The sequence below is a fragment of the Streptomyces hokutonensis genome, assembly GCF_000376565.1.
Classification (GTDB): domain Bacteria; phylum Actinomycetota; class Actinomycetes; order Streptomycetales; family Streptomycetaceae; genus Streptomyces; species Streptomyces hokutonensis.
Genome location: NZ_BARG01000018.1, coordinates 287460 through 302045, shown reverse-complemented (window position 1 = coordinate 302045; position 14586 = coordinate 287460). Strand labels below are relative to the sequence as shown.

Annotated in this window: 6 protein-coding genes; 1 reads left to right on the top strand and 5 read right to left on the bottom strand. The window is 66.8% G+C overall.

Annotation, left to right across the window (positions count from 1 at the left end; translation table 11 throughout):
- Positions 1 to 316: 316 nt before the first annotated feature.
- From SSP08S_RS59175 to SSP08S_RS09405, 3 genes are all read right to left on the bottom strand, one after another.
- Positions 317 to 577, bottom strand: a complete 261-nt coding sequence (locus SSP08S_RS59175; protein ID WP_078532387.1) for a hypothetical protein — start codon at positions 575 to 577, stop codon at positions 317 to 319.
- Positions 577 to 7101, bottom strand: coding sequence for an RHS repeat-associated core domain-containing protein (locus tag SSP08S_RS55075; RefSeq protein WP_245607854.1), 6525 nt, complete (start codon positions 7099 to 7101; stop codon positions 577 to 579). Before SSP08S_RS55075 ends, SSP08S_RS59175 begins: the two co-directional genes overlap by 1 nt.
- Before the next feature lie 93 nt (positions 7102 to 7194).
- Entirely contained in the window at positions 7195 to 10734 is a 3540-nt protein-coding gene (locus tag SSP08S_RS09405; RefSeq protein WP_019067333.1) for a LamG-like jellyroll fold domain-containing protein, read from the bottom strand.
- Between the two features lie 999 nt (positions 10735 to 11733).
- Between SSP08S_RS09405 and SSP08S_RS58160 the strand changes: the two genes are divergently transcribed.
- Positions 11734 to 13728, top strand: a complete 1995-nt coding sequence (locus SSP08S_RS58160) for a serine/threonine-protein kinase (protein ID WP_245607852.1) — start codon at positions 11734 to 11736, stop codon at positions 13726 to 13728.
- Positions 13729 to 13968: 240 nt separating this feature from the next.
- On the opposite strand, the gene SSP08S_RS58155 is transcribed toward SSP08S_RS58160, so the two are convergent.
- Both SSP08S_RS58155 and SSP08S_RS63300 read right to left on the bottom strand, forming a co-directional pair.
- Positions 13969 to 14196 (bottom strand): LacI family transcriptional regulator, encoded by a 228-nt coding sequence (locus SSP08S_RS58155; RefSeq protein WP_019067331.1) that lies wholly within the window; start codon positions 14194 to 14196, stop codon positions 13969 to 13971.
- Between the two features lie 112 nt (positions 14197 to 14308).
- The gene (locus SSP08S_RS63300; protein WP_158697145.1) at positions 14309 to 14575 is read right to left on the bottom strand and encodes a substrate-binding domain-containing protein; all 267 of its coding nucleotides are present in this window, start codon (positions 14573 to 14575) and stop codon (positions 14309 to 14311) included.
- Positions 14576 to 14586 lie beyond the last annotated feature (11 nt).

Genomic DNA, 14586 nt, shown 5'->3' with positions numbered 1-14586 from the left:
TTCCGGCCTGCCTAGACGGCGAGAGGCAACCTGCTTGCCGTCGACTGCTCAGCAGGCGGGTAACGGGAAGGTCGTGCCATGACTCGATCCTTTCACGAAATCGAGTCTCCATTCGAACCGGGGCGGTTCACACACCTCGAACGAAATCCGGTTAGCCACAACGCACTGAGCGGAGAAGCCCTGGCCATACACGGAGAGAAGGTCTTGGCCACCGTTCAGACCTGAACCGACATCAACACGGACAGATCTCCTGAACGACGCCGCCCTGAGTCTTCTGTCGACCCGCTTGTCTGCGGGTCGACAGAAAAGATATCCGCTACGGCTCCTTCCAGAAGCCCCGCTCCTCCAGCTCTCCGAATCGAGCTTTCCCTGAGACCAGGTCCACGAGAATCGGCCAGCAGTCCAGCAGTTGATTCTCACCCGTGGCCAAGAACTGTGAAGAATTGTATGGAGCGATAAGAACTTGCTCCTTTATCCGTACTTGATTCCAGTCGATCGCCAGTTCAGGTTCGCTAGGCCTTCGACTTGCTTGCAGGAACTCCTCCGCAACCAGCCGACCCTGTTCTTCCGAAATCATCAGTCCGTCCTCATGAACGAGTAGCCGTCCCACGTAGGTGCATGACTTGCGTTCCCGGTTTGTCCATCCAGGAACGTCACCCTTCCCTCAAGGTTGGTCACGTTGAACACATGACCACCTTGGGAGTCCATACCCCACACGATACCTCGGGCCCCAGGTCCTGCCTTCTGCATGTCGGTCACAATGTTCGAAAAGCTCCTGGATCGGAATTTCCTGCCGTAGAAGTCTTCAATCGCCTTCTCGGATCCACGCTCCAGCGTGGGAATAGCGTTCGAACGTGCCCCGTTGGCCATGAGTTGGTCGAGTGAAATCACGCATGCCCGGCAGTTCGTCTTTCCTCCGGCTGGGTTGATAAGAGCCTTTAGGCCCGTCTCCGGGGTGAAGTATGTACCGCCCAGGCGAGTAGAACGGGCTGCACTATAGCCACCGATACCAACCGCGGCTCCGCCACCGACGACCGCGCTGCCGCCGGACGCCCCACCGGTCACCATCTCGGCGATTTCCGCGGCGCAGACCGGGGCGGCGGCCAAGCACCCATCGCCCAGGGCGACGGCAACCGGTGCGGCGGCGACGGCCACGGACACAGCTGCGACGATGCCCAGGACGACCTTCTGCCAGGTAGCGAGTTTGCCTGCGTCGGGGATGTCATTGGCGTTGGGGTCATAGTGCGGGTTCGTGCCCATGGCCCAACAGGCGTTGCAGTAGCCGTCGTCCTTCTTGGGCTTCGGGTCGGGGCCCTTCTTGAACACCACCGTCGCCGACTTCACGCCCCCGTCCGTGCGGACGGTGACGGTCATGGTGCCGCTTCCGGTACCACCGCCCGCCTTCTGGTACTGGAAGGACTGGGAGTAGGCCTTGGTGGAGTGGTAGACCCAGGTCCCGTTGGGACCCATCGTCGCCCACGACCGGTAGGTGCCGCCCTTTCCGTCACTGCATCCCTGCTCACAGCCCACGATCGGCTTCAGGCCGGTGGGGTCGGATTTGGTGACGGGTGTGTTGTTGGCGTAGGCATAGCCGTTCAGCGACTCGTGGTCCTCGGGAGCCAGAACCGGGTCGACAGAGAGGAAGCGGCCTGTGGTTGGGTCGTACTCGCGGGCACCGATGTGGGTGAGTCCGGTGTCGGTGTCGGCGGGTTTACCGAGGAAGCCCTTGTCGTCCGGCCAAGCCGACGGTGCCGTGCCGCGGGACTCACCGAACGGCTTGGTGTAGCGGCGGGTGACGGCCTGGGTCGTGGCGTCCACCGTCATCGACGCGGTGCCGTGGTGGTCGTCGACCATCCAGGACAGGCCGGACTCGGTGCGGACCGCTGTGGCGTCGCCCGCGGGGTAGTAGCGCTGAGCGGTGAACTTCTTCGCGGCCGTGTCGTAGTGGAGTTCCTGACCTGCTAGGTAGAGAACGGTCTTCGCCGGGCCGCGGCGGATCAGGAGTTCGCCGTTCGCGTCGTACAGGTAGTCGGTGGTCTTCGACCCCTCGGTTAGGCTGGTCAGTTCTCCTTCGATGTCCCAGTCAAGGCTCTGCGCGGTGCCCGTGGTGCCATATCGCTTGGTGGTGTTGCCCTGCTCGTCGTACCCGTACGACTTGGCCGCGGCACCGCCCACCGTGACCGACGTCACGGTGTGGGGCTGGCCGGCCCCGTTGGCGTCGACGGCGGGGTAACCATAGGCGGTCTTGGTATCACCGGTGGACTTGTGTTCGGTCTGGCTGTCGCGCAGGCCGCCAGGCTTGTACGCCCAACTGGTCCAGTACGGCGCTGGGCCGCCGAGAGCAGTGGCCGAGCGGGCGGTGGTGCAGTCGTTCGAGGACGGGGTCCAGGCTTCGGTCAGGCGGCGGTAGCCGTCGTAGGCGAAGCACTGGGTGTCCGTGCCGTTCGCCTTGTCGGTGACCGACTTGACGTTGCCAGTGGCGTCGTAGACGTAGTCGACGTCGCTGGTGTATCCGGTGTTGGTCTGGTCGACCGTGTGCGTGTTGGCGAGGCGGCGAGTGCCGTCCTCGTACTGGTTGAGGATCTGGAGTTGCTTGGCGCCGGTGGAGGTGCCCAGGCGGGTCTCCTCGATCTCGCCGTACGGCGAGTAGCCGATGTTCTGGACGTAGTCCGTCATACCGTCGGTGCCGGTGAGCATGCCGAGTCCGTTGTAGCTGTTGGTGACCGTCTCGGCGGGCAGGCCGGCTGCCGCGGGCATCGATGTGGACTGCACCGTGCCGTCGATGTTGTATGTCGTCGACGTGGTGAACGTCTGCGGGGCGCCGGCCGTCACCAGGGGGTCGCTCGCGGCGATGACGGTCTTGGTGCCTTTGGGTCGGCCGAGCGCGTCGTAGCCGGTGACAACCTGGGAGTAGATCTTGCCGGTGGTACCACCGACGTACCGGATCGCGGCGGTCGGCTGTACCTTGGCGAGGGAGTCGTAGGTGAACTTGGTCAGTTGGTGGGCGTTGTCCTTGGCCCCGTCCCAGGTACCAATCTCGCGGCCGAGCTCGTCGTAGTCCGTGATCAGGGTCCGCGAGGTGCCGTCGAGGGTCGCGGTAACCGTCAGCGGCTGGTCGGCATCGTTGTAGGTGGTGTCGACTTGCCCCTTGTCGGGGTCGGTTGAGGTGGTCTTACGGCCACGCAGGTCGTAGCCGTAGGTCCACACCGCACCATCCGGTCCGGTCATCTTCTTGAGCTGGCCGCCCGCGCTGTACTCATACAGTGTGTGCGTGTAGTCGCTGCCGGTCGGGATGGGGCCGCTGTATTCGCGGCGCTCGGTGACTCGGCCACGGGCGTCCGTGATCGTCAGGATGCCGGTCCCGCCTGCGGCGTCGGTCACGGCCGTGCGGTCGGCCTGCTCATCGGTTTTGGTGCGCCACTTCTCCTGGCCGTAGACCCTGAAGATGGAATCGGTGGCGCGGCCAGCAGCGTCGTAGACCGTCTCGGTAGAGGCGGGGACGGAGCCGGTGAAGGTGTTGGCCAAGGTGCTCGACGGGGCGTTGTTGTCGTGGACCTGGGCATTCGACATGTATGCCAGGCCGCGATCGTCATAGAGGGTTTCGGAGATCACCCGACCGCCGCTGGGTGCGGGGACCTGCTTCTGACGGGACCGCAGCAGGCCGTCGAAGATCTCGTAGGAGCTGTTGTACGTCTTGCCGTCCGACTTCAGGGCGTCGGTGCGGACCCAGGTCTCCTTGTCGTTGTTGATGCTGTAGGCGTAGACGATGCTCGCGGCGTCGCCGAGTGTGTGGGAGCGGTCTGGCTTCCAGACCGACTTGAGGCGGCCGAGCGCGTCGAAGGCCCACTCGGTGATGTTGCCGTTGGCGTCGGTGGTCTTGGTGGCCGTGCCCCAGGCCGGGTCTACCTCGGTGGTGGAGGTGTAGAGCTTGGGGTCGATGGAGGTTTTCGACGTCAACGGCCCGTAACCGGCGTCGTCGGGGATGTAAGTCGTCCTGACCGTCTGGTTGAGGGCGTTGGTCGCGGTAAGCGGACGGCCCAGTTTGTCGTAGGTGGCGCCGGAGACCTGCTGGTAGACGGGTTTCTTGTCCGCGTCGTAGCTTGCGACCCGGTAGGAGGCGGTGATCTCGCCCTTGGTGGGCGCTGTCCCGACCGCCTGGTTGTCGTAGGCGGTGGCGGTGTCGGAGACGACATCGTCGGGGATCGTCGGGGTGGTCGCGCAGGGAACCGAGTATGTCTCGGTGCGTGAAACCGTGTTCACCACCCAGGCCGAGGTGTTGCGGGCGTAGCTGGTCTTCACGCACGATTCGTCGCCGGTCTTGGCCGCGTCGCCGCTGTCCTCGACGGTCATCGGCATGCCGTACGTGGGGTCGTACGTGGTTTTCTGGGTGACCGTGCGGGTGCCGGTGGAGGTCTTGGTGCGGGTGGCGGTCTGACCGGCCTGGACGATCCAGGAGTCGGTGGAGCCCCAGGTGTAGGTGTGGCTGCCGGTCTTGTGGGACCAGGGGGTGTTGATGGTGCCGCTGAGTTCGTCGGCGCCGTTGTAGACGATGGTCTCGCGGACGAAGCCGGCGTACTGACGGGAGTCGTCGATGGCGGTGCTGGTGGAGTCGGTGACCTTCTCGACGCGGGCGGTGCCGTCGAGTTCCTTCTCGCCGTTCAGGCCGCGCATGTAGAGGGTGGATTTCTTGGAGCGCGGGCCTTCGGAGTCACCTGAGGTCTCAACCACCTTGCCGTAACCGCGCCACTGGGACCAGGTGCGGTCGGAGGTCTTGGTGATGCCCTCGTCGTCGGCGTAGCCCCAGCCGGCTCCGCCCTGGTAGTCGTAGTACTTCTCACCTGTGTCGCCGTGGCCGTAGGGGTCGTCCTGGAAGACGGATGTGACGACGTATTTGTGGAACCAGTCGGTGACCGGAGTCGCCCCGGATTGGGACCACTTGACCGGGTAGCAGCGGCGGGTGTTCTTGTCGATGTCCGCGGGCATGCTGGTGCCCCAGATGCAGTCCGGGTCGGAGTAGTTGACGGTGAGAGTGGAGCCGGTCTCGGACTTGATCGTGCGGACGCGCCACTTGATGTAGCGCAGGGTGTCCGGGCCGCTGCCCTCGACGTGGTTGGACATCTGGATGCCGCCGAAGACGATCGGGGGCATGGCGGCGGTGGTGGTGTTGGCCTTGCCGGTGTTCTGAATGGACTTCAGCCACAGGCTCGGTGAGGAGGCGTCACCGGTGTCGGGGAAGCTCTGGTCCAGGTGCCACGTGTCCACCTCGCGCCGGGTGGTGCCGGTGCTGGTCCACACGGACGTGGTGATGTCGGTGAGGCGCTTGCGGGTGAAGAAGGCCGGGCCGATCTGGGTGGTGCACTTGGTGCCCGAGGCGCAGATCATGTCGTAGGGCACGTCGGGCCAGTTGGCCTTGGTGTCCGCCGTCAAACTGGAGCACGAGGTCAGGCAGCGCTCGGCGTAGATGAGACCGACCTGCTGGGCGGCGGGCTTGCTGTAGATCAGGTCGCTGCGCAGGCCGTAGTCGATGCGGTTGAGGTAGCCGCCGCGCGTGTAGGCGGTGCCGTTGACGGTGGTGTCGGCGTTCTTGGAGTAGTAGTTCGTCTCCTTGGTGTACCAGTACGAGGACGCGTTGCCGTGGGGGTCGACGACGTTGTCTAGGTTCCAGCGCCAGGCCTGGTTGCAGGAGGAGTCGGCGAAGCCGGTGGACTTGTAGCAGGGTTCGCCGGAGTCGTCGCCGAACACCGGGACCGTCCATACGGAGTTGGTGACCGGGTCGTCGTCGGCGGTGTCGGTGGTGCCCTTGTCGCTCCAGCCGGGCAGCCGGTGCTTGCCGAAGAAGTACTGGATGCCGGAGGCGTCCGTCACCTTCCAGTACTCGGTGTTGTCGTCGCCGTTGCCGGTGGCCCCGGTCAGGTGCTCGACGCGGGTGCCGTCCTCGTTCTTCACCTTCCAGCTACCGCCGGACGCCTGGGACAGGGCAGCCGTGTCACAGGCGGCCTTGTCGGCACAGGCGTTGACCAACTCCACCGCCTTGCCGTTGAGGACCAAAGTGGCATTGGAGTACTTCCAGCACAGGTCGCCCTTACCGCTCTGGCCGTCGTCCTTGCAGGAGTCGTACTTGCGCTCGATGTAGGACTCGGTGAACGAGAAGCCCTCACCGATCACCGAGGTCTGGTTGTTCTCGCCGGCCGTACGACCGTCCACCGAGGCGGAGCTGTAGGAGAGAGACAGGCTCGGGGCCGGGCCGGCCGTGGCCGGGGGAACCCGCAGCGGATAGTTCCAGGTGAAGTCCCCCGTGCTGCCGCCAGCCTCCCAAGTCGCGGTCGGGGACAGCGAGGTGGCGCTGTAGTCGCTCCCGCCGCCCGAACTGTCGGCCGCCGCCGCCATCACCATCCGGGTCCCGGTGGACACCGTGCCCGACACCGTCTGCGCCTGTGTGTCGTTGTCCGCGCCGGCCACCGGGCGCTGGATACGGCAGGACTTCTTCTGTGGCGTCGTCAGCGCACACGCCGGGAGCGTGACCAAGCGCAGACGGGGGCCGAAGTTGCCGCCGTAGACGTCGTTGAATGAGGAGTAGTCGACGGAGACGCGGAGTGTGCCGGACGCGTTATTCGTGGGGGCGACGGTCAGCAGGACGCCGTTGACGCCCGCCTTCTCCGCCGCCGACCGGGTATGGACGCTGAGTGCCACCTTCTCGGCCGCCGCGGTCTTCGCGCCGGGCTTCCGGGCCAGCTTCACGCCCAGCCCGCCGACGGTGAGCGAAGTCCCCTTGCTCGCCGGGACACTGGCTGTGGCGTTCCCAGCCTCCGGCCACGTGGCCTTCTTCAGCCGGTCCCGGGTCTTTCGGGCGGCCGGGGCGGCCTTGTCCCCCGGCGCCTTGGACAAGCTGGGCCTGAGCACGCCCACCTTGTCGGTCTTCGCGTCGGGCCGGTTTTCCAGCGGCTTGCGGGAAGCTGCGGGCTGGGCCTGCGCCGCGAAGTCGTAACCCGCGGGAATCACGACTTGTGGCAGGACGGAAAGGGAGACGACCAACGCACCACGGCCGAGCCAGCGGCGTATGACCGCCCCTGGCACACGGGTGCGGAAGGGTGTTGAGGACACGGTGATTCCCAGGTTCTCGGAGTGGGGGATGCGTGACGAGAGGCACGGAGCAGGGCGGGACGGGTATCGTGGCCGCCCCGCCTCAAGGCCTCGCTACTGCTGCTGCTCGGTGTTGCGCCGGTTGGCGATCGTGTCGGTGGAGGTGGCTCCGGCCCAGACACGGACGCTGTCGATCGTTCCGGGGAAGTAGCGGGCCGCGGCGCCGTTGATCTTCGCCCGGCCGATCTCGAACGCCCCTCCGCCCTGCCAGGAGGCGGAGTACGGCACGCCGTCCTCGTCGCCCATCAGGGCACTGTCGACATAGAGCTTGAGCGCGCCGAGCTTGGAGGTGTCATCGGCGTCGGCTGCCGACTGGGCGTCGTAGACGACCGTCAGCATGACCGGGACGCCGAGCCGGGCTGTGGTGAAGGCGGTGGACTCGCTCGTGGTCCAGGCCGCTCCGGTGCCGTCCTTGTTCGGGCGGCCAAACGTCCACCGTCCCTGGGCGCTGCCTGCCGGCTGCTCGTACCAGACGCCCCAGGCGGACTGACTCGTTCCCGACTGGCCGAACACCTGCACCGCGTACGACTTGCTGGTGTCGGCGAGCTTGGCGGGGTCCAGCGTCACCCAGGCGGTCGCGGTGAACGAACCGGCGTCGTCCACGACCGGTCCGGTGGCGGTGGCGTACGCGGTGCTGCCGTTCAGGGTCATCGCCTGCGTGGTCGTCACCTCCTCGCCGATGTCCGGGTCGCCGGTGGTGAACTGGGTGAGCGCTGCGCCGTTGAGGGTGAGGTTCCGGCCGAAGCCGCTGGTGTCCTTCACCGTGGTGCCGGTCGCGTTGGCCATGTCCGTTGCGTCCCACTTGGCAACGAGTGCGGGGACCGGATCGCCGGCGGTGCCGTCGCTCAGATCCTCGTCCTCCAGCCAGGCGTCGTGGGCGAGTTCGGTGTCCGCGAGTGCGCGGGACCAGACCTTGACCTCGTCGATGGTGCCGGCGAAGTTCTCCTTGCCGGTACCCGAAGCCAGCAGCCGGCCGATCTGAAGTCCGCCGGACGCCTTCCACGGGGTCACGGGGAACGACACCGGCTCGCCCTGCGCGACACCGTTGACGTAGAGGTGGATCGTCTGCGCCGCCGCGTCGTAGACACCGGCGAGATGAGTCCAGGCGTTCAGGACTGGCGGTTTACCGCCTATCGAGCGAGTGAGGACCGGACTGGCGACATCGGTCTGGTGCCGGTTGAAGACCCAGGCGTTGTAGGCCGTCGAGTAGTACAGCTGGAACCCGGAGGCGTTCGTGCCCGCCTGGGTCAGGACGGTGTAGTTGACGTCCTTCTTCGTCAGACGGGCCCAGGCCGAGACAGTGAAGGACTTGGTGGTGTCCAGCACCGCGCCGGAGGTGGCGAGGTACGCGGTTGTGCCGTTCAGCTTCGCCGCGCCGGAGCCGCTGCGGGCCAGGGTGTCCCAGGTGGCCCCCGAGGAGGTCAGCGGGTGCTGGGTCGCGGTGGTCGAGTCGGTGAGGCCGTTGTCCAGATGCCAGATCCCCGAGGGCTGTTCGGCACCCTTCACCTGGAAGCTGTAGTAGCCGGTGTTCGAGCTGTGGCTTGCCGCGTCGAAGCCCCAGACCTGGATGGTGTTCTCACCTGCCTGGTTCGGTGTGATCGTCTGGGTGGTGGCGGCGCCCTTGGCGACGGGGATCGGAGCAGAGACCGCGCCGCTGTTCAGCTTCCACTTGTAGCTGACGACGTCCGACTGGATGCCGGCCGTGGTGGGGTTGGTGTCCGCGGGAGTGAAAGTGAACTGGCCCGGTATGCCTACCCCGCCTGCGGCGGGATCGGTCTCGGCCGGCTTGTAGACGCCGTCCGCGCTGGTCACCACCGGAGGCGGCGGGGAATCGGTGTCGACCCGGAAGTAGCACCAGGACGACCAGGAGGAGTCCAGGACACCCGTGACGCCCCGGTCCGTCTTGTAGTACGCCTGCGTCTTGACCCGCATCCGGTAGTCCGTCTGCGCCGGCAGCGCACTGGACGATGCGTTGCGCGACGCGTTGTCCGCCACCCAGGCGCCGTCCGGCGAGGCCGCGTACCAGGCACGGCTGGAGCCGTCGGCCTTCCACACCTCGAACAGGGCCCGCAGCTGGGCATTGGAGCCATCGGCCGACTGCACCGTGGCCAGCATCTTCGGCGTGGTGACGCTGGTGGCGAAAGGCAGTGAGGATGCGTTGCAGGCACGTCCGGTGGTGCCCTGCTGCACGCCGTACGAGGTCGGCTTGCCCGGGTAGGACACGTAGGTCACCGACAGCTTCGCGTCGTTGCGGAACCGCGCCCACGCGCCGGCGTCCGACTCGTCGTGCGCAGTCAGAGAGAAGGTGATCTGCGGATCCTTGTCGGTGGCGGCGGAGGCCAGCGTCGTCGTCAGGTTCTCGTTGGGTTCATCGGCCACGTTGTCGCTGAAGCGCACCCAGTTCGCCGGCTGCGACGGACTGCACAGGCTGCCCCGCCCGTAGGCCACGTTCCGGTCGCCCATCAGGTCGTCCGCTGTGGGGCGGGTCGACCACGTGGTGCTGGAGGAGATGCCCTTGGTGACATGACTCAGGTCGTACCAGTGCGGGTCACAGCTGAACGTCCAGAGCTGGTAGACCTCCATCGTCGCGTCCAGGACCTTCTTGCCGTGGATCGACGAAAGCGGGTACTCGAAGTACATGCGCTGGGTGTACGGGGTGTTGGAGCAGAGGTAGCCGGCGTAGTTGGAGCACCGGCCCACCCCCTTGTCCCCGTCGAACTCCCAGTACTTGGTGCCGTTGGAGGCCAGAGCCGTCCAGTCACCCAGCACGATGCCCTTGGTCGGCGGGTCGATGTAGAGCGGGAAGACGGTGTCCTTGCCGTGAAGCAGCGCCGGATCGGGCGTGATCTCCAGGGTCGAGCCGACGACCTTCAGCGGGAGTTCGGCCGCCGAGTCACCGCTGCCGGGGCCCTCCGAAGGCGTCGGCTCGCCACCGGCAGCGGGCAATGGGGTCTCGTCCGTCAGCCCCGGCTCCGGGGTTTCGGCGTTGGTCGAAGTGCCCACGCGGGAGAGCTGAGTGGTGACGTCGGCGGCCGGGGCGTCACCGGCCGAGTCCCACATCCGCCCAGCCGGGCTCTCGAAGACCGGGGTGCCATCGTTGTCACGCGCGACGAATCCGCCGTCCGCTGTCGGGGCGATGTCCAGGCCACTGCCCGACACGGTCATCCTGATCGTCGCGAGCGCCGGGTTCTTCGCCGCTTCCGCGGTCTTGACCACGAGCACCGAGGTGTAGCCGGAGTCCAGCGCGGTCAACTTCAGGTCCACGTCCGGGAGGACACCGGCGTAGGTGGCGGTGGCGCCGTCGAGCCGGGGGTCGGGGAGAGCGGTGGGCCAGCCGAGCCGCAGCGCGTGCCCCTCGTCCTTGAGCGTGACCAGCCCGTCGCCGCTGCCGCCGCCCGAGAAGGTGAGACCGGCCGTGGTGTTCTTCGCCCGTGCAGAGCCGTCGGCTTCACGTACGAGGGTGGTGTCGATGGGGGCCCAGGTACCGTCGTCCTTGCGGGCGCGGACCGGGGCCGCGTTCATCTCCTGGGTGAAGGTGCCGTCCGGGTTGGCGAACACCTGGGACGACTCGGTGGTCGCCGCGTCCACGATCACCCGGTCGCCGGTCTTGGCAGCGAGAGAACTTGCCTGTGCCTCCGGAATCCTGTCAGCCGTTGCCGAGACCGGCCTGTCATCGGCGAGAGCCGGAGTCGCCCCGGCCACCGGAACCGCACACGCCAGGAGCGCGACGGCTATCGCCCCATTCCGCACCGACTGGCGCCAACTGTGCCGCCGTTGTTGTGAAACCACACCCCACCCGTTTTCTTAACCTTTTCTTACAGAAAGCTGTGAGGATCATGTGTTGACCGATCATGAAGGTCAAGAGTGTCGGGTGTCACATTGACGCGCCCCCGGTCTCACCGGTAAATGGCGCTGGTCGGACTGGTAGCCGTTGGTGAGGAAATCGCTGTTCGTCGGCCTGGCAATCAAGGGCCATCGCGTACCGTTACCGCCCCCCTTCAACTGGCTGTGCGTCGGGCGGAGATCGGATGCCTCGCGGCCGGCGGTCCGGTGAAGGGCGAAAATTCCGGGGCTTCCAGCAGTCGGGGGGCCTTGGCCCAAGGCCCGCTGCAACGCTGCTGGCGAGCCTGGACAGCCCAGCCTCCATCTAGCGAACTCCAGGCGCTGATCGACGCCGTCGCCACCGGCAGACCTCTTGACCTCTACCGCCCCGATCCGCCGTCAACAAACCACCGCTAGCCACTGAATCCGCACGGACGGTGACTACGCTCACGCAACCTCTGCTACGTCAGCTGCTCACGAGCCCCACAGGGTCTGGCCGTGGTTTTCCTCGACGGTCTACCCGAGGACGCAAAAGCCACCGCGCTCGGCTGGTTCTCCTCGGGCACGATCCATCCGTAGCCACCACGAGTAGGCCTCTACTTGCTGATGCGCCCGGCAGATAGCATCCAGCCTCACACGCCTTCCCCACACTGACCGATCGGACAATCTGTGAGCGCTGCTGGTCCCGGTGGGCGGATCCAGCCCTCCCTCTCCGGTGATCCCTCCCGTGTCGGCCCCTACCGTGTGACGGGCCGACTTGGTGCGGGCGGTATGGGAACCGTGTACGCCGCAGTTGGTGACGGCGGGGAACGGGTCGCCGTAAAGGTGATCCATCCCATGCAGGCCAGCGATCCGGAGTTCCGGGCCCGCTTCCGCCGTGAGGTACGCCTCTCCGCACGGGTGCAGGGACCGTTCCTGCTGCCGCTCCTCGCGGCGGACCCCGATGCCGACGCACCCTGGCTGGCCACCGCCTACGCACCGGGTCCCACCCTGGCGCAATACCTGGCCACCCATGAACCACTGGCCGACGGCCTGCTGTACGCGTTCGCCGCCGGCACCGCGCAGGCCATCGCCGCGATCCACGCGGCCGGTGTCGTGCACCGGGACGTCAAACCGCAGAACGTGCTGCTGACACCGGACGGTCCCCGCGTACTGGACTTCGGCATCGCACACGCCGCCGACGGCACCAGCGTCACCCGCACCGGCATACTGACCGGCACCCCGGGCTGGATCAGCCCTGAGCACTACCACAGCGGTGTCACCGCGGCGGAGGGCGACCTGTTCGCCTGGGGCGGGCTCGTGGCGTACGCGGCCACCGGCCGCCTGCCTTTCGGCACCGGTGCGCCCGAAGCAGTGGCCTACCGCGTCATGTCCGGCCAACCGGACCTGGACGGCATCCCCGAGGCGCTGAAGGAACTCCTGGAACGGGCCTTGGCCAAGGAACCCGCCGAACGACCGGCCGCAGCCCAGGCGGTGGACCGTTGCATGCAGCTCCTGTCCGACGAGTGCACGCAGGTGCTCGATGGCCACCGAGCGGTGGAGGCGGACAACGACCCGACGCAGATCGGGAATTTGGTGACGGCGAAGTGGTCCATGCCCGCTGTGGACGACCCATCCTGGCCCAACTCCGTTTCCGGACCGCAGAGTTCCTTCCGGCGGCGGACCATGGTCGCCGTCCTGGTCACGGCAGCCGTGGTCGGCGCGAGCGTGGGCGGCGCGCTCGCCTTCCGCCACGACGACCCTCAGACCTCCGCTTCTGCCGGGAGCACTGTCACGACAGACGCGAAGGACGCCGTAGGCACCCACGCCTCCGGTGCCGCGACCGACGGAACGTCCCCTTCCAGAGCGGGAGTTACCGGTCAGGCAGCAGCCGACCCGCGCACGATCCCGGTTCCCGCCGATCCACTGGCGGGCGTGACGGCTCCCGCCTTTACTCGCGCCAACGACGAGACCCAGCCCGTCCCCGGTGAATGGAGCGGTAGCCAGAACGCCGCCGACACGGCGGAGCAGGAGACCGCGACGGCCATCCGTGACCAGGTGACGGCCATGCTCGCCACGAAAGGCATGGCCTTCATGACACCCACGGTGACGTTCAACCTGCAGGCCCAGACCGTCATTGTGACCGGCGGCCCGATCTCGACGCTGACCGACGACTACAAGGAAGTCTTCCGCCGGGCGGGCCAAATGGCCTCCTGTATCACCCTGGCCCACCGCCTCAAGGACGCACCGACCGCCTGGCCGTACGGCCGCTTCTCCGTCTATTGGAAGGACTACGACGGCCAGGACGAGGCCACCATCCTCGGCTTCGGCAAAGCCACCGACGGCTGCTACACCGAAGAGGCCGGACAGCCCCAGGGTACGGACGAAGGCGTCGTCACCGCCGAGATTCCCAGCAGCGACAAAGACGAGATCCGTATCGCCAACGGCACGGTGAAAGCGATCACAGCCGCCTGGAACAAGCGCGTCACCGAGGGATATGGCCTGGAACCCTTCGACCATGACAACGCCATCACCCTCGGCTTCGACCCCGTCGAGAGAATGATGTACGTGTGGGCCCAGGACGGCTCAGGCGCCCTTGCCGGGCGGGCCCAGCAATCCCACTTCGAGGACGTCGTCACCAAGACCGCCTGCCCAAGACTGCTAGCCGAGTACAACGCCAACAAGCACTGGAATTACACCCACTGGACCATCGCCGCCTACCAGGGCAACAGCGCACAACCCCAACTCTTCACCTCCGGCGACTGCCTCCCGAAAGCCCACTCCTGACTCCCCCATCGGTGTATGCCGCGCATTACAAGGACGGCTGCGACCTCACGCTCGCCATTCCCCGAAGCCCGAGCGGCCTGACTCTTCCCTACCGGATCCAGGACCCGACGGTCTGAATATGGCGCGCCACCACCAAGTTGGCGGAATCACCAGAGGAGCCAGCAGGTGGCGTTAACGGTTTGAACAGTCCAAACCGTTAACGCCAAGCAGGTCGGCCGCCCGAACGGCCGACCATCACCGTCACCTCGACCGACGCGGAAAAGTGGTCGAGTCGCGCACCACCAACCGGGAGCCGACACGGATGAGCCGACCGGCACCCTCCTCACCGGAGTCGCCGTGGTCGGGACGGCTGTCGATGCGGCGCAGCAGCTGCTCAGCCGCGAGCTCCCCGAGGTCGCGGGCACCGTTGTCGACGACAGTGATCGGCGCGTGCCGGTACGGGAACCAGGGCGCCTCCTCGTGGCACACGAGGGAGGGCTACTCCGGCACCTGCACCCCGCGCTGCACCAGGTCACCGAGCACCAAGAACGTCGCTTCATGGCTTGCGCTCTACAGCACGTGGGTCGGTTGTCCCCGCCCATCAGCCACATGGCCGCTCCGCGCCGAACGGCACGGTGAAAGGACCCCGCGCGCACAGGGCGGGATCGGGTTCGAGTCCGGCGGTGGCCAGGGCTGCGGCGAACCCCGCGTAGCGGTCGCGTCTACAGTCGACGCCGGGCGGCCCGCCGATGAAGGCGATGTCCCGGTGCCCGAGGTCGAGCAGATGGCGGACGGCCAGTTCGGCACCGTCCCGGGGGCGCCGACGAGGGTGCGCATCAGGATGACCATGCGGATCTGCTCCCCGCATCCGCGGGGTCG